General features: G+C 62.8%; 18 protein-coding genes. 11 read left to right on the top strand and 7 right to left on the bottom strand.

What is annotated here, in order from left to right; all coding sequences use genetic code 11:
• The first annotated feature begins 92 nt into the window (after nucleotides 1-92).
• Nucleotides 93-2,837: a hybrid sensor histidine kinase/response regulator gene (locus B597_RS44200; RefSeq protein WP_024162500.1), complete on the top strand. Its 2,745-nt coding sequence runs from the start codon at nucleotides 93-95 to the stop codon at nucleotides 2,835-2,837.
• A 180-nt stretch (nucleotides 2,838-3,017) separates the two neighbouring features.
• Nucleotides 3,018-3,245 (top strand): YheU family protein, encoded by a 228-nt coding sequence (locus B597_RS44195; protein WP_003295716.1) that lies wholly within the window; start codon nucleotides 3,018-3,020, stop codon nucleotides 3,243-3,245.
• A 15-nt stretch (nucleotides 3,246-3,260) separates the two neighbouring features.
• Here B597_RS44195 and B597_RS44190 read toward each other — a convergent pair whose 3' ends face one another.
• From B597_RS44190 to B597_RS44170, 5 genes are all read right to left on the bottom strand, one after another.
• On the bottom strand, nucleotides 3,261-3,689 hold the full coding sequence (locus B597_RS44190; protein WP_003295717.1) for a hypothetical protein: 429 nt from the start codon (nucleotides 3,687-3,689) through the stop codon (nucleotides 3,261-3,263).
• A gap of 112 nt (nucleotides 3,690-3,801) precedes the next feature.
• Complete coding sequence (locus B597_RS44185; RefSeq protein WP_003295718.1) at nucleotides 3,802-4,926, bottom strand: MFS transporter; 1,125 nt, start codon at nucleotides 4,924-4,926, stop codon at nucleotides 3,802-3,804.
• Between the two features lie 154 nt (nucleotides 4,927-5,080).
• Complete coding sequence (locus B597_RS44180) at nucleotides 5,081-5,890, bottom strand: SDR family oxidoreductase (protein WP_003295719.1); 810 nt, start codon at nucleotides 5,888-5,890, stop codon at nucleotides 5,081-5,083.
• Nucleotides 5,891-6,150: 260 nt separating this feature from the next.
• Complete coding sequence (locus tag B597_RS44175; protein ID WP_003295721.1) at nucleotides 6,151-7,833, bottom strand: cation acetate symporter; 1,683 nt, start codon at nucleotides 7,831-7,833, stop codon at nucleotides 6,151-6,153.
• Nucleotides 7,833-8,147: a DUF485 domain-containing protein gene (locus B597_RS44170; RefSeq protein WP_003295722.1), complete on the bottom strand. Its 315-nt coding sequence runs from the start codon at nucleotides 8,145-8,147 to the stop codon at nucleotides 7,833-7,835. The genes B597_RS44175 and B597_RS44170 overlap by 1 nt, the downstream gene beginning before the upstream one ends.
• Nucleotides 8,148-8,546: 399 nt before the next feature.
• Here B597_RS44170 and B597_RS44165 point away from each other — a divergent pair, with 399 nt between their 5' ends.
• From B597_RS44165 to B597_RS44155, 3 genes are all read left to right on the top strand, one after another.
• Nucleotides 8,547-9,848, top strand: a complete 1,302-nt coding sequence (locus B597_RS44165) for an alpha/beta fold hydrolase (protein ID WP_003295723.1) — start codon at nucleotides 8,547-8,549, stop codon at nucleotides 9,846-9,848.
• A 4-nt stretch (nucleotides 9,849-9,852) separates the two neighbouring features.
• Entirely contained in the window at nucleotides 9,853-10,608 is a 756-nt protein-coding gene (locus tag B597_RS44160) for an MlaA family lipoprotein (protein ID WP_003295724.1), read from the top strand.
• Nucleotides 10,609-10,702: 94 nt separating this feature from the next.
• Nucleotides 10,703-11,545, top strand: coding sequence for a pirin family protein (locus tag B597_RS44155; protein ID WP_024162498.1), 843 nt, complete (start codon nucleotides 10,703-10,705; stop codon nucleotides 11,543-11,545).
• Between the two features lie 85 nt (nucleotides 11,546-11,630).
• On the opposite strand, the gene B597_RS44150 is transcribed toward B597_RS44155, so the two are convergent.
• Nucleotides 11,631-12,578, bottom strand: a complete 948-nt coding sequence (locus tag B597_RS44150) for a lipid A biosynthesis lauroyl acyltransferase (protein ID WP_003295726.1) — start codon at nucleotides 12,576-12,578, stop codon at nucleotides 11,631-11,633.
• Between the two features lie 157 nt (nucleotides 12,579-12,735).
• Here B597_RS44150 and minC point away from each other — a divergent pair, with 157 nt between their 5' ends.
• The 5 genes from minC (at nucleotide 12,736) to B597_RS44125 (ending at nucleotide 16,729) form a co-directional block, all read left to right on the top strand.
• Nucleotides 12,736-13,461, top strand: coding sequence for a septum site-determining protein MinC (gene minC, locus B597_RS44145; protein WP_024162497.1), 726 nt, complete (start codon nucleotides 12,736-12,738; stop codon nucleotides 13,459-13,461).
• 95 nt (nucleotides 13,462-13,556) lie between these two features.
• Nucleotides 13,557-14,372: a septum site-determining protein MinD gene (gene minD, locus B597_RS44140; RefSeq protein WP_003295728.1), complete on the top strand. Its 816-nt coding sequence runs from the start codon at nucleotides 13,557-13,559 to the stop codon at nucleotides 14,370-14,372.
• Nucleotides 14,369-14,626, top strand: a complete 258-nt coding sequence (gene minE, locus B597_RS44135) for a cell division topological specificity factor MinE (RefSeq protein WP_003295729.1) — start codon at nucleotides 14,369-14,371, stop codon at nucleotides 14,624-14,626. Before minD ends, minE begins: the two co-directional genes overlap by 4 nt.
• 61 nt (nucleotides 14,627-14,687) lie before the next feature.
• Nucleotides 14,688-15,323 carry an RluA family pseudouridine synthase gene (locus B597_RS44130; RefSeq protein WP_003295730.1) on the top strand — a complete coding sequence of 212 codons (636 nt, stop codon included), beginning with the start codon at nucleotides 14,688-14,690 and terminating at the stop codon, nucleotides 15,321-15,323.
• Nucleotides 15,324-15,439: 116 nt separating this feature from the next.
• Nucleotides 15,440-16,729: a M18 family aminopeptidase gene (locus B597_RS44125; RefSeq protein WP_024162496.1), complete on the top strand. Its 1,290-nt coding sequence runs from the start codon at nucleotides 15,440-15,442 to the stop codon at nucleotides 16,727-16,729.
• 392 nt (nucleotides 16,730-17,121) lie between these two features.
• On the opposite strand, the gene B597_RS44120 is transcribed toward B597_RS44125, so the two are convergent.
• A complete protein-coding gene (locus tag B597_RS44120) occupies nucleotides 17,122-18,084 on the bottom strand; it encodes an NAD(P)H-quinone oxidoreductase (RefSeq protein ID WP_003295734.1) in 963 nt (320 codons plus the stop codon).
• Nucleotides 18,085-18,258: 174 nt separating this feature from the next.
• Here B597_RS44120 and B597_RS44115 point away from each other — a divergent pair, with 174 nt between their 5' ends.
• The gene (locus tag B597_RS44115) at nucleotides 18,259-20,343 is read left to right on the top strand and encodes a carboxy terminal-processing peptidase (RefSeq protein WP_003295735.1); all 2,085 of its coding nucleotides are present in this window, start codon (nucleotides 18,259-18,261) and stop codon (nucleotides 20,341-20,343) included.
• The last annotated feature ends 60 nt before the right edge of the window (nucleotides 20,344-20,403 follow it).

Below are 20,403 nucleotides of genomic sequence, written 5' to 3'. Positions count from 1 at the left end.
CGCCATGTAGAGCCCCTAGGAATCGGTACCGTCACACCGCTCTACCAATATGTGTTGCCTGCCCAAGCGGCTGCACCCCTTCGGATCAGACCATGATGGCGCGCTCATGCCTGGCTCTGCTGCTGTTTTGCCTGTCTGTACAGGCATGGGCGCTCACGCCTGTCGTTCTCGACTCGCCCGAAATTCGCCTGTCGCTCGGCGGCAGCATCGGCTACCTGGAAGATCCGAGCGGCGCGCTGCGTGCCGAGGACGTCCTGGCGCTGCCGGATGAGCGCTTCCGGGCAGTCAGGGGCGGGCATGTCAACAAGGGCAAGAACGCGTCCACCTGGTGGCTGAGCACGACACTGGAAAACCGACTGAGCCAGCCCCTCGGCGGCTTCATCGAAGTCAACTATCCGCTGCTCGACCATATCGAGCTGTTCCTTTTGTACCCCGACGGCAGCCTCAGCCAGCAGCTCACGGGGGATCGCCAGCCCTTCTCGGAACGGCCGGTGAAGGTCAGCGATTTCTGGTTTCCGGTGGAGTTGCCCCCCGGCGACACCCGGCTGCTGCTGCGCATCAACACCAGCAGTACACTCTATGTGCCGCTGTACTTCAGCACCTACACCGCCAGCGCCGCGCAGCAACAGGAGCTGAGCGGGCTGAATGGCGCCTTCTATGGCGTACTTTTCGCGATGTTCTGCTACAACCTGTTCCTGTTCGCCGCGCTGCGCGAGCCGGCGTACTTCTGGTATCTGGTCTACACCCTCAACGTCGGCCTGTTCGCCCTGTCCTTCGATGGTTTTCTGGTGAAGTGGCTGGCTGACGATAGCGGGCTGGTGGCACTGGCCATCTATGCGCTGATGTTCAGCCACTGCCTGATCTCGATTCAATTCAGCCGGCACTTCCTGCACACCCGCGAGCTGCTCCCGCGGCTCGATCTGATGCTGCGCTACGCCTTGCTGGTGGCACTCGGCAGCATGCTTTCGGGCCTGCTGCTGGATGTGCAGGCCTGGAGCATCCTGGCCAGCGTCACGGTGATCGCCACCTCGGCGGGCCTGTTGTTCAGCGGCGCCTTCGTCTGGCGCCGCGGCGTGCGCTACGGGGTCTACTACACCCTGGCCTGGGGCGTGCTGCTGGTCTCGTTCATCATGGTCACCGCCGGCTCCCTGGGCTTCGAGGTGTTCGGGCTGTACGGCGCAGCGGTGGTCAAGGCCAGCGTGACGTTCGAGCTGATCACCCTCTCCATCGGCCTGGCCGACCGAATCAACATGCTCAAGGAAGACGGCTACCGTTCCCGTGAGGCAGCCGAACGGGCCGCCAGAGAGAACGAAGCGAAGAGCCGTTTCCTGGCCAAGATGAGCCACGAGATCCGCACGCCACTCAACGGTGTGCTCGGCATGCTGCAATTGCTGCGCGAAACGCCGCTGGATCGCAGCCAGCAGTTCTACTTGGACACGATCTCCAGTTCCGGCAACTCGCTGATGGCGGTGATCAACGACATTCTCGACTATGCGCGGATCGGCTCCGGCAAGCTCAGCCTAGAGGACATCGACTTCGACCTGGAAATACTGATTTCCGAAACCATCAGGCTGTTCACCGCCCAGGCGCTGGAGAAGCAGCTGAGCCTGCATGTCGGCCTGGAGCGCGGTGTCCCGCGCCGCATTCGCGGCGACCCGACACGCCTCAAGCAAATCCTCATGAACCTGCTCAGCAACGCGCTGAAATTTACCGAACAGGGCCACGTGCTGCTGGAAGTGTCCTTCCGCCAGGGCCAGCAAGGCGACCCGCGCCTGGTGTTCTGCGTCAGCGACAGCGGTATCGGCATGCGCCCGGAAGTGCTCGCGCAGCTGTTCGAGTCCTTTTCACAGGGCGACTCCAGCACCACCCGGCGCTACGGCGGCAGCGGCCTCGGGCTGGCGATCAGCAAGGAGCTGGTGGAGATGATGAACGGCCATATCGAGGTGCAGAGCACTCCGGGCCGTGGCAGCCGCTTCTGCTTCGAGATCCCGCTACATGCCGCCCCCGACGTGGAAGACCCGCTTGTGCCGTTGCTTTCCGGACGTCCTGCACTGCTCGCCTCGCAGGATGCCCAGGGGCTCGAAGCCTTGAGCCATCTGCTGCGGCGCTGGGGCATGCGCACCGAGCGTTGTCAGGACCCGGAGCGACTGCCGGACTATCTGTGCGACTTCACCGCGCCGCCGTTGCTGGTCCTGCTGGCGCCTTGGCCCGGCAGCCCGACCGAGTGGCTGGCGAGTCTGCATGCGCAGCTGGAGCCCAAGCAGCGTGTGCTCATGCTCTACTCGGCGATTCACGAGCCGCCGCCACCTTCGCCGGGGATACGCCTGATCAGCCTCGCCCTGCCCCTGCAGAGCGCCCCGCTTCGTGAGGCCCTGCAGACGCTGTACGATCATGAGCCGTCGCCGACGAGCGACCTCGCCACGAAAGCAGGCGCGCAGCCGTACAGCGAACCCTGCATCCTGGTCGCCGAGGACAACCCGGTGAACCAGATGGTAGTAAGCGGGCTGCTCAGAAAGCGCGGCTATGCCGTGCAGCTCGCCGATAACGGCCGCCAGGCCGTTGACCTCTACCGTCGCGATCCGGCTGCCGTGCAACTGATCCTGATGGATTGCGAGATGCCTGAACTCGACGGCTTCGAGGCCAGCCGCCAGATACGCGAGCTGGAGGCGGAGCAGCAGCTGCAGGCGGTACCGATCATCGCGGTGACCGCCCATGTGCTGGCCGAACACCGCCAGCGGGGCCTCGACTCGGGAATGGATGAATTCATCGGCAAGCCACTGGAAAGCCGACAGCTGTATGCTTGCCTGGACGGCTACCTGCACGGCGGCGCGTCGTAATTCCGCCGAGGCCGTAATGCCGTTAAGGCCACAAGCTGGATGCAGGATCACATGTAGGAGCGGGCCATGCCCGCGATTCGCGCGCATGGCGCGCTCCTACGAAGTATTCTCTGTGCTTGCCTGAACGACATTGCACCTGGGCCGGCTTCGATGTAACCCCAACCATCCGAAAGACACGCCATGCTCATTCCCCACGACCAGCTCGAACCGGACACCCTGACCCGCCTCATCGAAGACTTCGTCACCCGCGACGGGACCGACAATGGCGATGAAACGCCCCTGCAGACCCGTGTCGAGCGCGTACGGCGGGCGCTGCACAAGGGCGAGGCGGTGATCGTTTTCGATGTCGACAGCCAGCAGTGCCAACTGGCGCTAAAGCGCGACGTACCAAGCGAATGGCTCGACTGACAGTGGCCGGCAGGCTCAGCCGAACAGGCCGCCCTCGCGCTCCCAGGCGCAGCGCATTCGCATGTCGCTCTGGCGCGGGTTGTGACTGCCCGCATCGGTTTCCCAGCGAAAGGTATGGGTGCCGTTGAGCTCGGTTTCCAGATGCACCACGGCGCTGGTCCAGTACAGCTGCTTGAGCAACGCCTCGAAGCGCTCGACCCAGAGCGTCCACTCGTATTCGATGGCGCGGTAGCTCGCGCCGAAATGGATCACCTGGGTCTGGTACAGGCCCAATTCCTCGTCACGGCAGCAGGAAAACATTTCACGACCGATGAACGGCCAGGCCTGACCCTGGGGCAACGCTTGCACAGCCGCCAGATTGCTCGCCCTGCGCTGGCGACACTGCTCCGGGTCGGAGGATGGCCAATCGCGGATGCAGCCATAAACGATGGATTCGGACTCCACGCAGAACTCCGGGCGCAGGGAAGACGACGACGGCGAGCTTTCTAGCACAGCACAGCGAGCGGGTCATCCGCGGCGTGGCAAGAGGTGACACGGGCCACAGCGCTCAACGGTTTCAGCTACCAGTGGGCCGCAACCGTAACGCCAGTAGCGCCATGCCTGCCGCCATGCCCGTCAGCACCAGGAACGGCACACGATAGTCGCCGGCCAGGTCGCGACCGAGCCCGGCCAGCACCGGAGTCAGGCAGGCCAGGCAGTAACCGGTGCAGAGCATCATCGCGGTCAGCCGGCTGACCGCCAGCGGTGTGCTCGCCTCGTACATCGGCAAGACCAGCGACAACGAAAACGTGCCGTTCAAGGCGACACCGAGCAGCATGCATACCAGCAATGGTTGCCAGCCCGGCCGCAGGGCGATCAGCGCCAGGCACAGCGTGGCCAGCACGCCGCAAGCGCTCATCAGCAGATGGCGCCTGCCCAGGCGCTGGGCAAGCCAGGGCATGGCGAACGCGCTCGGCAGGCCGATGAGCATGAAGCCGCTGAAGAAGGTATTGCTACGCAGCAGGCTGTAGCCGGCCTCGTGATAACGCGCCACCAACCAGGTGGCCAGGGCATAGAACAGCCCGGCCTGCAGCGCGAAATAAAAGCTGATCAGCCAGGCGCGCGGCTCCTTCCAGGGCAGGCCAGCACGACCGTCACTCGCGGCTTCCGGCTGATTCGGCAAACGCAACCAGATCACCAATGCCAGCACCGCTGGCAACGCCCAGATAGCCAAGCCTTGGGTCCACTGTTGATTCAGCAGCTCGGCGGCGGGCGCCGTCAACACTACTCCGAGGGTGCCGCCGATCGCCATGCTCAGCGAGTACCAGGCCGCGGTCTGGCCCATGCGCTCGAGAAAGTAGCGTTTGATGAAGCCCGACAGCAGCGGCCCCGCCACTGCGATCCCGGCACCGACCAGCCCTGCGGTAAGGATCAGCAGGAGCGGATTGTGGCCGAACAATCGCAACAGCAGCGCAACGCCGATCAACCCGAGGCAGAGCGCGATGCTGCGCTCCAGCCCGAAGCGCACCGCCAGGCGCGGTGCCAGCGGCGCCAGCAAGCCCATCAGCAGCACCGGCAGCGCGGTAGTCAGGCTGATAAGCCCGCGGGAGAGCGAAAGCTCGTCGGCGATACGTTCGATCAGCGGAGCAAAGGACGTGATGCCAGGACGCAGGTTGATCGCAGCCAGCACCAGCGCCAGCATCAGCAGTCCACGAGAGGGGAAATTCACAAGCAATCCATGGGGTTACGAAGCCGGACAGGCAACCCTACTCCCCACTCCGCCATCAGGCAACCAGAGGACTTGTTCAGGCCAGGCGGCAAACACGCCGCCGCCGACCAAACGCCACGAGCCGCGGCTACAACCCCTTGCTCTTGCTGCGCTTCTTCTCCGCCAGCGAGGCCATCTCGTCGTAGATGAGCTGCGGGTTCTGTTGCTTGACCTTCCAGGCCATGCGGCCCTCATCGTGCGGCAGGATCATGAACTCGCCCTTGGCGACCCGCTGGTGGATGTAGTCGGCGATGTCCGCCGCAGTAATCGGCGAGGCCTCCAGCAGCTTGCCGATCTGCGCCTTCATGTTCGGCGTCGGGCCACGATAGGAATCCAGCAGGTTGGTCTGGAAGAACGATGGGCAGACCACATGCACGCCGACTTCCGCCTCGCGCAACTCGACCAGCAGGCTTTCCGAAAGCGCTACCACGCCGGCCTTGGCGACGTTGTAGTTGCTCATGCCGGGCGCCTGCATCAGTGCCGCCATGGAGGCGATGTTGATGATCTTGCCCTTGCTCTGCTGCACCAGCGGCAGGAATGCCTTGCAGCCCTTGACCACGCCCATCAGGTTGATCGCGATCTGCCAGTCCCAGTCCTCCAGCGACAGTTCGTCGAAGAAGCCGCCGGACGCCACACCAGCGTTATTGACCACGATGTCGATACCGCCAAGCTTCTCGTCGCAGGCCTGGGCGAAGGCGACCAGCTGGCTGTAGTCGCGCACGTCGCAGCGCATGGTAAAGCCGTCCCCGCCGGCCTCGCGGACGAGTTTCAGGGTTTCGGCCAGTCCACTCTCGTTGACATCGGAGAGCGCCAACTGCCAGCCATCACGCGCCCAGCGCAACGCAATCTCGCGCCCGAGACCGGAACCAGCACCTGTGATCATCATGCGGTTGTGCATTGTTCTGCTGCCTTCTTTTGGTTCGGTAGTGGCAGCGAGTCTAGCGAATGCCCTGGCACGGGCCGGCATCCATCAGGGTGATGAATGGCAGCGTCAACCCGCGATGTATCGGCCGAGTGGTGAAGCTCAACAGGGATGACCGAACGTGTTGGGCTTCGTCGTTTCGCCCCCAAGGGTGCGCCCTACCCAACCGAAGGCTGTTTGCCTATGCATGAAAAGGGCAGCCCTCGGGCTGCCCTTTCGCATGCCGCCAGCGATCGTCAGTGAGCGACGGCGCCGGTGGCACCCAGGCCGGTCTGCGAGCGGACGAACTGGGCGAAGAAGCGCTCGCGCTCTTCACCCGCACGCTTGGACTTGTCGGTGACCGAGAAGAACCAGATGCCGGCGAAGGCAACAGCCATCGAGAACAGCGCCGGGTACTTGTAGGGGAAGATCGCCTCGGCATAGCCGAATACGTCGACCCATACGGTCGGGCTGATGATGGTCAGCAGCAGCGCGGTGAACAGCCCCAGCGAGCCGCCGAATAGTGCGCCACGGGTGCTCAGGCCCTTCCAGTACATGGAAAGGAACAGCACCGGGAAGTTGCAGCTGGCGGCGATGGAGAACGCCAGGCCGACCATGAATGCGATGTTCTGCTTCTCGAAGATGATGCCGAGCAGGATCGCCACGACACCCAGGGTCAGCGTGGTCAACTTGGTCACGCGCATCTCGTCTTCTTCCCGCGCCTTGCCCTGCTTGATGACGCAGGCGTACAGGTCATGGGAAACCGCCGACGCACCGGCCAGGGTCAGCCCCGCCACGACGGCGAGAATGGTGGCGAACGCAACTGCAGAGATGAAACCGAGGAACAGGTTGCCGCCGACTGCGCTGGCCAGGTGGATGGCGACCATGTTGGTGCCGCCGACCACGGCGCCGGTCACGTCCTTGAAGTCCGGGTTGGTGCTGACCAGCAGGATCGCGCCGAAGCCGATGATGAAGGTCAGGATGTAGAAGTAGCCGATGAAGCCGGTGGCGTAGAACACGCTCTTGCGCGCTTCCTTGGCGTCGGAGACGGTGAAGAAGCGCATCAGAATGTGCGGCAGGCCAGCGGTACCGAACATCAGCGCCAGGCCCAGCGAAATCGCCGAGATCGGGTCGGAAACCAGGCCGCCCGGGCTCATGATCTGCGCGCCCTTCTCGTGGATCTTCACCGCTTCGGCGAACAGGCTGCCAAAGTCGAAGCCGACGCTTTTCATCACCATGATGGCCATGAAGCTGGCACCGGAGAGCAGCAGCACCGCCTTGATGATCTGTACCCAGGTGGTCGCCAGCATGCCGCCGAACAGCACGTACATGACCATCAGCACACCGACCAGCACCACGGCCACGTAGTAGTCCAGGCCGAACAGCAGCTGGATCAGCTTGCCGGCACCGACCATCTGCGCGATCAGGTAGAAGGCCACCACGATCAGCGAACCGAAGGCCGAGAGCAGGCGGATCTGGGTCTGGCCCAGGCGGTAGGAGGCCACGTCGGAGAAGGTGAACTTGCCCAGGTTGCGCAGGCGCTCGGCCATCAGGAAGAGGATGATCGGCCAGCCGACGAGGAAGCCGATGGAGTAGATCAGGCCGTCGTAGCCGCTGGTGTAGACCAGGCCGTCGTAGCCGCTGGTGTAGACCAGCGCGGAAATGCCCAGGAAGGATGCCGCCGACATGAAGTCACCGGCGATCGCTAGGCCGTTCTGAAAGCCGGTGATGCTGCCGCCCGCGGTGTAGTAATCAGCCGTGGAGGTGTTGCGCTTGGCCGCCCACTTGGTGATGCCCATGGTGAAGACGATGAACACCACGAACATGATGATGGCGGTGTAGTTGGTGGCCTGTTTCTGGACTTCACCGGTGATGGCATCGGCGAGCAGTGCAGGCGAGACTGCCAACAGCATGGCAGTCATCAGGAGACGCAAGATCATTATTTCTGTGCCTCGTTGAGGATTTCCTGGTTGATGCGATCGAACTCACCATTGGCACGCTGCACATAGACACCGGTCAGGATGAAGGCCATGAAGATCACACCAACGCCCACCGGGATGCCCCAGGTGGTAACGGTATTGGCTGAAAGCGGAATGCCGAGAACCTGCGGTTCGAAGGCGATCAGCAGAATGAATGCCAGATAGGCGCCAAGCATGATGGCCGACAGCAACCAGGCGAATCGCCCGCGCTTGGCAACCAGCTCCTGGAATCGCGGATTGGCATGAATCTGCCGATAAATATTTTCGTTGTGCATTCGAATCGGTCTCCACGGTCACTACCCCCTGATGGGAGCAGGGCGGCTACTTTAGGCGCGACCGAACCGATTTCCACCCGACTTTGGTATGACTGCGGCTTCCCAAAAGGCCCGTCGTAGAGCCTTCAGGCCACTAAAAATCGAACCTTCCGCAGTTCTGGGGCGGCAATAGTGTGACGCTATGTCGCACCTCCTCATGATTGATCACGAACATTGTTCTGCCCTGGCGATCGCTGCGGCCCGCTTCGGTTGTCGCAGGGATCGAATTGCACGCGAAGCTGCCATAGTGATGTCGGCTTGCACTGTGCAGCCGATGCAGTTCTGATTGGAACAGGTAGCTCGGGATGCCCGTGACTGCCTCGCCACAGGCCACGCATGGCCTGTCAACGGAGACCCACCATGCAGTTGTTGTTGCGCCTGACCGCCCTGCTCGCCCTGCTCGCCCTGGTCGTTGCGCCGGTCCATGCCGCCGACCTGAGTGCCGAGGAATACGGCTACCCGCTGACCAATCCGTTCGAGGCCACTATTGCCAGTACACCGGTCGAGCTTCGTGCCGTGGTGCCGAGCGACGACGACATCGATCAGGCCGACTACGACCTGCGCCTGCGTCCCGAGCGAGAATTCACCCTGCCGGACAACTTCTGGCCGGTCAAAACCCTGCGTTACCGGCTCGCCCGCCAGGACGGCCCGGCCCCACTGATCTTCATCATTTCCGGTACTGGCGCACGCTACTCGGCCGGCAAGACCGAAGCCCTGAAGCGCCTGTTCTACGGTGCCGGCTACCATGTGGTGCAGCTGTCTTCGCCGACCAGCTACGACTTCATGTCCGCCGCCTCACGCTATGCGACACCAGGGATCAGCAGCGACGACGCCAAGGACCTGTATCGCGTCATGCAGGCCGTTCGCGCGCAGCACCACAAGCTGCCCGTCACGCAATTCCACCTCACCGGCTACAGCCTCGGCGCATTGCATGCGGCATTTGTCAGCCAACTGGACGAAACACGCCGCAGCTTCAACTTCGAGCGCGTCCTGCTGTTGAACCCTCCGGTCAATCTGTACACCTCGGTCCGCAACCTGGACAAACTGGTGCAGACCCGCGTCGAAGGCATCGACAACCACACCACCTTCTACGAGGTGATTCTGGAAAAGCTCACGCGCTATTACCGTCAGAAGGGTTATATCGACCTCGACGAGGCCGTGCTCTACGACTTCCAGCAATCGAACCTGAAGCTCAGCGACGAGCAGATGGCGATGCTCATCGGCTCGGTGTTCCGCTTTTCCGCCGCCGACATCACCTTCACCTCCGACCTGATCAACCGTCGCGGGCTGATCACGCCGCCCGAGTATCCGATCAACGAAGGCACCCGTCTGGAGCCTTTCTTCAAGCGCGCGCTGCTGTGCAGCTTCGACTGCTACATCACCGAACAGGTGATTCCGATGTGGCGCGCCCAGTACGACGGCGGCAGCCTGACCCAACTGATCCAGCAGGTCAGCCTGTACGCACTCGAGGACTATCTGCGCCAAAGCCCGAAGATCGCCGTCATGCACAACGCCGATGACCTTATCCTCGGCCCGGGCGACATCGGTTTCCTGCGCCGCACCTTCGGTGAGCGCCTGACCCTTTATCCGCGAGGCGGCCACTGTGGCAACCTCAGCTACCACGTCAACGCACGACACATCCTGGAGTTCTTCCGTGGCTAAACGCATGCTGCTGCCGTTGCTCCTGGCCAGTGGCATGGCCCTCGCCGAAACGCCGGCGGTCGATGAGGATGGTTTCACCCATCCGCTACGCAACCTGGAATTCAACCCGGGGCTCGATCAGCGCGAATTCGAGCGCGCCACCTTTCAGGCACTGGACGTGTACGACCCGTTCGAGTCGGTCAACCGACGCATCTACCACTTCAACTACCGTCTGGATCAGTGGGTCATGCTGCCGGTGGTGCGCGGCTACCGCTACGTCACGCCACAGCCTGTACGCAGCGGGGTGAGCAATTTCTTCAGCAACCTGGGCGAAGTGCCCACGCTGTTCAACAGCCTTGCCCAGCTCAAGGGCCAACGCGCCGCGAACGCCACGGCGCGCTTTCTGTTCAACAGCATCCTCGGCATTGGCGGTCTCTGGGACCCGGCAACCCGCATGGGCCTGCCGCGCCAGAGCGAGGATTTCGGTCAGACGCTCGGCTATTGGGGCATTCCCCGTGGACCCTACCTGATTCTCCCGGCACTGGGCCCGTCGAACCTGCGCGATGCGAGCGGACGCGCGGCCGACTTCGCCGTCGAGCGGCAAGTCGAGTTTCTGCAGTATTCCGAAACCACGGGGGGCGAGTTGAGCCTGACTGCGCTACGCGCCATCAATGCCCGCCACGTCACGAGCTTCCGCTACGGGCAACTCAATTCGCCTTTCGAATACGAGAAGGTGCGCTACGTCTACAGCCGTGCACGGGATCTGCTGGTGGATGAATAATCCAATCTACCGATCGGTTAGAGCGATATTACGCAACCATTGATCGAAGTCGGCTGCATATGCTTGGCGCATTCAAACCGAGAGGCATTCGATCATGTCCCAGCGTGAAATCCTTTCCATCACCAGCGGCCGTCCCACCTCCGATGGCGCCGGCGTCCGCCTGACCCGGGTATTCGGCGGTGCCGCCGCGGAGCGCTTCGATCCGTTCCTGATGCTCGACGAGTTCGGCTCGGACGATCCTGACGAGTACATCGCCGGCTTCCCGCCACACCCGCACCGCGGCTTCGAAACCATCACCTACATGCTCGAAGGGCGCATGCGCCACGAGGACCACATGGGTAACGTGGGGCTGCTGCAAAGTGGTGGGGTGCAGTGGATGACTGCGGCGCGCGGCGTCATCCACAGTGAAATGCCGGAACAGCAGGAAGGCGCCATGCGCGGCTTCCAGCTATGGCTGAACCTGCCCTCCCACGCCAAACTCGGCGATCCGAACTACCGCGATTTCGCCCCCGCCGAGACCCCGCAGCTGGATCTTCCGGGCGGCGTACAGGCCAAAGTCATCGCCGGGACGCTGAAGGCCGGCGACGTCGAGCAGCACGGAATCGTGCAGCGACCGGATACCGAACCCTACCTGTTCGATCTGCGACTGCCTGCCGGTAGCAGCCTCTCGCCACGAATCCCGGATGGTCACCGGCTGTTGCTTTACGTCTATGAAGGGGCGTTGCGGGTCAATGGGCAGCAGGTAGGCAAAGGCCAGCTGGCGCGCCTGTCCGAACATGGCGATGCACCGTTGCACAGCGAGCGCGGCGCACGAGTGATGCTGCTCGCGGGCAGGCCGCTGGGCGAGCCGATCGTGCAATACGGCCCGTTCGTGATGAACAGCCGCGAGGAAATCGAGCAGGCATTGCGCGATTTTCGCGAGGGAACCTTGGCTTGAGCCGGTGGCGTTCACCGGCAGGCTGGGCTTCGCCCCGCCAGAGAAACCGCGCTGCGCAATGGTGGGCTGAAGCCCACCCTACGACCTATACTGCCGGGCGCTTGCCGCCCTTCTGGTAAAGACCAGGCTCCCCTGCCGGCCTGGTCTTGAAGCGCCGATGCGCCCAGAGGTACTGCGCCGGCAACGCACTGACCGCATCCTCGATCCACTGGTTGATCCGCAGGCAATCCGCCTCCTCGCTTTCACCGGGAAAGCCCTGAAGCGGCGGATGAATCACCAGGCGATACCCCGAACCGTCGGCCAGACGCTCCTGAGTAAAGGGAACCACCAGCGCCCGGCCCAGCCGGGCGAACTTGGTGGTAGCGGTGACGGTCGCCGCCTGGATGCCGAACAACGGCACGAACAGACTCTGCTTGCGGCCATAATCCTGATCCGGGGCATACCAGATGGCGCGACCAGCGCGCAGCACCTTGAGCATCGCCCGTACATCCTCGCGCTCGATGGCGGTCGCATCGCGATTGTGCCGCTCGCGCCCGCGACGCTGAACGAAGTCGAACAGCGGATTCTTGTGCTCGCGATACATGCCGTCGATGGTGTGACGTTGGCCAAGCAGCGCGGCACCGATTTCCAGCGTAGTGAAATGCAGCGCCATCAGAATCACACCCTTGCCCGCTGCCTGGGCCTGCTGCAGGTGCTCGAGCCCCTCGATATGGGCAAGCCGCTGCAGGCGTGCCTGTGGCCACCACCAGCTCATCGCCATTTCGAAGAAGGCGATGCCGTTGGAGGCGAAGTTCTCGTGCAGCAGACGCTCGCGCTGCTCCAGACCGAGCTCGGGGAAGCACAACTCCAGGTTGCGCCGTGCGATGTAGCGCCGCGAACCGGCGAAGCGGAACATCAGCGCGCCAAGAGCACGCCCCAGTTTCAGCAAAAGTGGATAGGGCAACCGGACCAGCAACCAGAGCATGCCCAGCCCCAGCCAGAGCAGCCAGAAGCGCGGGTGCAGGAAGTACGCACGAAACTGAGGACGATCCATGAATAGCTCGACAACCGATGAAGCGACGCATTCTAGCGGCAAAAGCGCACCTTGACCGAGCTTCAGGGCACCAGTGATCGTTCCGTGGGACGTCAGCGGTTGCAGGCAACCGCGCGCCCCGCTATAAGTCCTCGCCATTTAATGCAGCAGACAGACCATGAGCCAAGCCGACCTCACCGATCAGTCCCCAGCCTTCCAGCTCAAGGGCAGCATGCTCGCCATTACCGTACTGGAACTGGCCAGCAACAACATCGAGCGTCTCGACGAGCAACTTGCGGCCAAGGTCGAGCAGGCACCGGACTTTTTCGACAACACCCCGCTGGTATTGGCACTGGACAAGCTGCCGGAGTCGGCGCATGCCATCGACATCCCGGCGCTGGTCGCCTTGTGTCGCAAGCACCGCCTGCGCACCCTGGCCTTGCGAGCGGCCGAACCGGCCCATCTGGAAGCAGCGGCGGTGCTCGACCTGCCCGTGCTGCCCCCTTCCGGCGCCCGTGAGCGTCAGCTCGACCTGGTCGCGAAGAAACCGGCAGCACCTGCCGAACCGGTATATCGACCGACCCGCGTCGTCAGCACCCCCATCCGTGGTGGTCAGCAGGTATATGCCCAGGGCGGCGACCTGATCGTTCTCGCTCCGGTCAGCCCCGGTGCGGAACTTCTCGCCGATGGCAACATCCATGTGTACGGCCCTCTTCGCGGTCGCGCCCTCGCAGGCATCAAGGGTGACACCGCAGCACGGATTTTCTGCCAGCAACTCACGGCAGAACTGGTTTCCATCGCCGGCCAGTACAAGGTCGCCGAGGACCTCAGACGCGATCCTCTCTGGGCTGAAGCGGTGCAGGTCAGCCTGTCCGGCGACGTGTTGAACATCACCCGCCTTTAACGGATACTGCCGCGAATTTTCAAGGACCAAACGGGCAATCTTGACGCCAAATACGGCGCAAGGACCCGATTTTTCAATTTTTAGGGTGAATCACCTTGGCCAAGATCATCGTAGTCACTTCCGGCAAGGGTGGCGTTGGTAAAACCACCACCAGCGCCGCTATCGGTACCGGCCTCGCCTTGCGCGGCCACAAGACTGTCATCGTCGATTTCGACGTCGGTCTGCGGAACCTCGACTTGATCATGGGCTGTGAGCGCCGGGTGGTTTACGACTTCGTCAACGTCATCAACGGCGATGCCACGCTGACTCAGTCCCTGATCAAGGACAAGCGTCTCGAGAACCTCTACGTCCTGGCCGCCAGCCAGACCCGTGACAAGGATGCGCTGACCCAGGAAGGCGTCGGCAAGGTCATCGACGAGCTGGCCAAGAACTTCGAGTACGTCATCTGCGACTCCCCTGCCGGTATCGAGAAGGGTGCGCACCTGGCGATGTATTTCGCCGACGAAGCCATCGTGGTGACCAACCCGGAAGTTTCCTCGGTACGCGACTCCGACCGCATGCTCGGCCTGCTGGCCAGCAAGTCGCGCCGCGCCGAAAGCGGCGAGGAGCCGATCAAGGAACACCTGCTGCTGACCCGCTACAACCCCGAGCGAGTTACCAAGGGCGAGATGCTCGGCGTCGAAGACGTCGAGGAGATTCTCTCCATTCGCCTGCTTGGCGTGATTCCCGAGTCGCAGGCCGTGCTCAAGGCTTCCAACCAGGGCATCCCGGTGATCCTTGATGATCAGAGCGACGCCGGCCAGGCTTACAGCGATGCCGTGGATCGCCTGCTCGGCAAGGAAGTCACGCACCGCTTCCTCGATGTGAAGAAGCCAGGCTTCCTGCAACGACTTTTCGGAGGCCGCGAATGAACCTCTTCGACTTCTTCCGTGAACGCAAGAAGAAGGAAACCCCAGCCGCGATCGCCAAGGAGCGCCTGCAGATCATCGTCGCCCATGAGCGCGGCCAGCGCAGCGAGCCGGACTATCTGCCGGCCCTGCAGAAGGAACTGGTCGAGGTGATTCGCAAGTACGTCAACATCGACAGCGATCAGGTCCATGTCGCCCTTGAGGATCAGGGCAGCTGCTCGATCCTCGAGCTGAACATCACCCTGCCGGATCGCTGAGCGACTCCAGTGCATGCAAACGGCGGCCCAAGGGTCGCCGTCTTCGTTTGTGGAAAAATGAATGCCTCTTAGCGCTATCGAGATCGTCCATCAGGACGCTGCCCTGTTGGTGATCAACAAGCCGACACTGCTGCTTTCCGTGCCAGGCCGTGCCGAAGACAACCGTGACTGCCTGGTGACGCGCCTGCAGGAAAACGGCTACCCCGAAGCGCGCATCGTGCATCGGCTGGACTGGGAAACGTCCGGACTCATCGTACTCGCCCGCGATGCCGATACGCACCGAGAGCTGTCCCGCCAGTTTCATGATCGTGAGACGGAGAAGGCCTACACCGCCTTGTGCTGGGGCCTGCCCGGGCAGGACAGTGGCAGCATCGACCTGCCATTGCGCTATGACCCACCGACCAAACCGCGTCATGTAGTCGATCACGCTTTGGGCAAGCATGCCCTGACCTTCTGGCGCGTGCTCGAACGCTGCGGCGACCATAGCCGTGTCGAACTGACGCCCATTACCGGTCGCTCCCACCAGTTGCGGGTGCATATGCTGTCGATCGGGCATCCACTGCTGGGCGACCGCCTGTATGCACACGAGCAAGCGCTGCAGGCCCATGAGCGCCTGTGCCTGCACGCGAGCATGCTGACCCTGACCCATCCGCAGACGGGCGAGCGCCTGCGCTTCGAGTGTCCGGCACCGTTCTAGCGCATCTGGCGCGCGCGAACGGCGTTCGGGCGCAACGGCAGCAGTCAGTCGACACCATGCTTATTCGCGCAAGGCGAATGCTATAGACTTCGTGACCTGGCAGTCCGGAGTCCGAAATGCGCAAAGCCCTCAACCAAGGCCTGATCGACTATCTGCAGGCATCCCCCACCCCTTTCCACGCAACCCAGAATCTGGCTCAGGCGCTGCAGGCCGCCGGTTACCGCGCGCTGGACGAGCGCGAGGTCTGGCATACCGAGGCCGGCGGACGCTATTACGTCACCCGCAACGACTCGGCCATCATCGCCTTTCAGCTGGGTAGCAAATCGCTCGTCGAAAGTGGCCTGCGGCTGGTCGGTGCCCATACCGATAGCCCCTGCCTGCGCGTCAAGCCGCAGCCTGAGCTACAGCGCCAGGGCTTCTGGCAGCTGGGCGTGGAAGTGTATGGCGGCGCCCTGCTCGCCCCGTGGTTCGACCGCGACCTCTCGCTGGCCGGCCGGGTCACCTACAGCCGCGATGGCCGCATCGAGAGCCAGCTCATCGACTTCAAGTTGCCGATCGCGACGATTCCGAACCTTGCGATCCACCTCAATCGGGAAGCCAATCAGGGCTGGGCGATCAATGCCCAGAACGAGCTGCCGCCAATCCTCGCCCAGATCGCCAGCCAGGAAAGTCCGGACTTCCGCGCACTGCTCGCCGATCAGCTCGGCCGTGAGCATGGACTGGCCGCCGACGTGGTGCTGGACTTCGAACTGAGCTTCTACGACACCCAGAGTGCCGCACTGATCGGGCTGCATGGTGATTTCATCGCCGGGGCACGCCTCGACAACCTGCTTTCCTGCTTCGCCGGACTGCAGGCGCTGTTGAAGGCCGAACCCGAGCACACCTGTGTCCTGGTCTGCACCGATCATGAAGAAGTGGGCTCTACCTCGATGTGCGGGGCCGACGGCCCTTTCCTCGAGCAGGTATTGCGTCGCCTGCTTCCGGAAGAGGATGCTTTCCAGCGCGCGATCAACCGTTCGCTGCTGATTTCCGCCGACAACGCCCATGCGGTGCACCCGAACTATGCGGACAAGCATGACGGCAACCACGGGCCGAAGCTCAACGCCGGACCGGTGATCAAGGTCAACAACAACCAGCGCTACGCCACCAGCAGCGAAACAGCAGGCTTCTTCCGTCATCTGTGCCTGGAAAACGAAGTCCCCGTGCAGAGCTTCGTCACCCGCAGCGACATGGGCTGCGGCTCGACCATCGGCCCCATCACGGCCAGCCAGCTCGGCGTTCGCACCGTCGACATCGGCCTGCCCACCTTCGCCATGCACTCGATTCGAGAGCTTGCAGGGAGTCAGGACCTGGCACACCTGGTCAAGGTACTGACAGCCTTCTATTCGAGCGCCGAGTTGCCCTGAAAAAGGCCCAGGGTAGTCCTCCCACAAAGGCTACCAGCCACAATCAGCCGCCCATGGGAGGCGCGCCCCCGCGGCGATTGCAGGCTGAAGGCCTGCCCTCCATCCCCAAAGCGTCGCCCCGAGGTCGCCCCCCACAAATCAGCACAGCCACACCAACCCCGTGGGAGGCGCGCCCCCGCGGCGATGCAGGCCGAAGGCCGGCCCTCCAACCTCGAAAAGCATCGCCCGAGGTCAGGCCTCCCACAAATCAGCACAGCCACACCAACCCAGTGGGAGGCGCGCCCCCGCGGCGATTTGGACCCAAACCGACCCGAAACTCAGCCTTGGGCCTGGGATCACCAAAGCCCAACAGCAGGGCTCGCGTCGCTCGGGACCAGTCCAGCGGCGCCTGTTTATTCCAGGCTGTCGTCGATGACCAGAGCCACCTTGCCGGACACCGTGTTGCTCGCCAGCGCGTCAAATGCTGCCTCCACGTCAGCGATAGCGAACGTTCGCTCCAGGCGCGGGGATAGCCTGCCCTGACTGAACAGCGGCCATATTTTCTCTTCCATTTCCGCCAGCAGCCCGGCCTTGTAGTCGGCATCACGGCTACGCAGGGTAGAACCGATCAGCTGGATGCGCTTGGCAAGCAGCCCGCCCAGATCCATTTCGGCCTTGCGTCCACCCATCAAGCCAATCATGACCCAGCGCCCATCCATCGCCAGCAGTTGCAGATTCAGGGCCGCGTACTTGGCACCCACCGGGTCCAGGATCATGTCGAAGGGGCCGAAATCGCGTAGCGCTTCGAGCGAGTCGCCACGTAATACGCCGCCCTGCGCGCCGAGCGACTCGCAATAGGCGAGCCGCTCGGACGAGCCCACGCTGACCCAACAGGGATTGCCGAAGGCCTTGCACAACTGGATCGCCGCCGAACCGACACCACTGGCGCCGGCATGAAGCAGCACCTTGTCGCCAGTGAGCAGGGCGCCCAGTCGGTAGAGATTGAGCCAGGCCGTGGCATACACCTCGGGGATCACGGCGGCTTCATGCAGCGACATGCCTGCGGGCACTGGCAGCGCATGACGAGCATCGACCACCACTTCTTCGGCCATGCCGCCGCCGGCCAGCAGCGTGCACACACGATCACCTACCTTCCAGCGGCTGCGCCCGTTGACCTCGGCGATCACGCCCGCGCATTCGAGCCCGAGGATGTCGGTTACGCCCGCTGGCGGCGGATAATGCCCGGCACGTTGCAGCAGATCCGCCCGGTTCAGGCCGGCGGCGGCCACACGGATGCGAACTTCGCCCTCGCCACACGCCGGAGCCGGTCGTTCAGCCCACTCCAGATGCCCCTCGATACCTTGCAATGCCTTCATGCTGCCTCCATAGTGGTTCCTATCTTTGCCCACCCAACTGATCGCTCGCTGGCCTTGGTCGACCGCTTGTACCATCGGGCTCGTGCTTTCCACCGCCGGACGGAAAACCGAACCGGCGCCTACTCTAGATGGCCTAATATGCGTTATTCCCTAGCCCCACGTCGCCCCCAAGCCATGAAACGTACGCTGACCTGCACCGTTCTAGCTGTCTTTTTCGGCCTTCAAGCTTCACTGGCACTGGCAAAAGCCGTCAGCACGCCGGAGAGCTGGGACTACCTGCAACCCGATCGTGATCAGGTGATCGCCAGCCTGAATGTCGTTGAACTGCTCAAGCGCCATCATTACAACAAGCCCCCCCTGAACGATGCGCGTTCGGCGAAGATCTTCGACAGCTATATCCAGATGCTCGATCCGTCGCGCAGCTACTTCCTCGCCTCCGACCTCGATGAGTTCGGTAAATGGCGCAATCAGTTCGACGATTTCCTCAAGGGCGGCAATCTCGAACCGGGGTTCAATATCTACAAGCGCCACCTCGAGCGCCTGCAGAACCGCCTGGACTATGCACTGAGCCTGCTCGACAAAGGCGTCGACAATTTCGATTTCTCGGTCGACGAAGAACTGCTGGTCGACCGCGAGAAGGCTGCCTGGGCCAAGGACAGCGCGGAGCTGGACGACCTCTGGCGCAAACGCGTGAAGGATGAAGTGCTGCGCCTGAAGATCGCCGGCAAGGAACCCGCGGCGATCGAAGAGCTGCTGACCAAGCGCTACAAGAGCCAGCTCGCGCGCCTGAACCAGACCCGCGGCGAAGACGTGTTCCAGGCCTATATCAATGCCTTCGCCCAGTCCTACGACCCGCATACCCAGTACCTGTCACCGGACAATGCGGAGAACTTCGACATCAACATGAGCCTGTCGCTGGAGGGTATCGGCGCGGTGCTGCAGAGCGACAACGAGCACGTCAAGATCGTGCGTCTGGTACCAGCCGGCCCGGCGGAGAAGAGCAAGCAGCTCGCCCCGGCAGACAAGATCATCGGTGTCGCCCAGGCCAACGACGAGATGGTCGACGTGATCGGCTGGCGTCTGGATGAAGTGGTCAAGCTGATTCGCGGCCCAAAGGGCTCGGTAGTGCGCCTGGAGGTCATTCCCGCCAGCAATGCGCCGAACGACCAGAACAGCAAGGTCGTGGCCATCACCCGCGAAGCGGTGAAACTCGAAGAGCAGGCCGCGAAAAAATCGGTATTGAAACTCGAACACCAGGGCCAGAGCTTCAAGCTCGGGGTGATCGAGATCCCGGCGTTCTATCTCGATTTCAAAGCGCTACGCGCCGGTGACCAGAACTACAAAAGCACGACTCGCGACGTGAAGAAGCTGCTTTCGGAACTGGAGGAGGAGAAAGTCGACGGCGTCGTCATCGACTTGCGCAACAACGGCGGCGGCTCGCTGCAGGAAGCCACCGAGCTGACCGGACTGTTCATCGATCAGGGTCCGACGGTGCTGGTGCGCAACAGCGACGGTCGGGTCGACGTGCTCGCCGACGAGCAGACCGGCGCCCTCTACAAAGGCCCGCTTGCGGTATTGGTGAATCGCCTGTCGGCATCGGCCTCGGAAATCTTCGCCGGCGCCATGCAGGATTATCACCGTGCCTTGATCCTCGGCGGCCAGACCTTCGGCAAGGGCACCGTGCAGACCATCCAGCCGCTCAACCATGGCGAGCTGAAGCTCACCCTGGCCAAGTTCTACCGGGTGTCCGGCCAGAGCACTCAACATCAGGGTGTAATTCCGGATATCGCCTACCCGGCCGATGTCGATACCAAGGAGATCGGCGAGAGCGCGCTGCCTGAGGCCCTGCCCTGGGACAGCATCCGGGCAGCAATAAACCCGGAGATGAACCCGTTCAAACCGTTCCTTGCCGAGCTCAAGGCCCGCCATGAGGCAAGAACCGGCGAGAATCCTGACTTCGTCTTCACCCGCGATCGCCTGGCACTCGCCCAGGAGCTGATGCACGAAACGACCGTCAGCCTCAACGAGGAGAAACGTCGCGCGCAACAGGCGGATATCGAGAAGCGTCAACTGGCCCTGGAAAACGCACTGCGCCTGGCCAAGGGCGAAGAGCCGCTGGCGAAGCTGAAGAAGGAAGACGAAACAACGCCACACAACGACATGGACAAGCCAAAACCGGAAGACGATGCCTACCTTTCCGAGACCGGGCGAATCCTGCTGGACTACCTGGGCCTGAGCTCAGCCATGGCCAAGCACTGAAGGCTGCAGGGCGAAGCTGTCATCAAACTGACATGACACTGGCGTGAAATGAAAGGGCCA

This window comes from Stutzerimonas stutzeri KOS6, from assembly GCF_000307775.2.
GTDB lineage: Bacteria > Pseudomonadota > Gammaproteobacteria > Pseudomonadales > Pseudomonadaceae > Stutzerimonas > Stutzerimonas stutzeri_B.
Note: the sequence above shows the minus strand (reverse complement) of the source record. Positions and strands in the feature narration are given on the sequence as shown.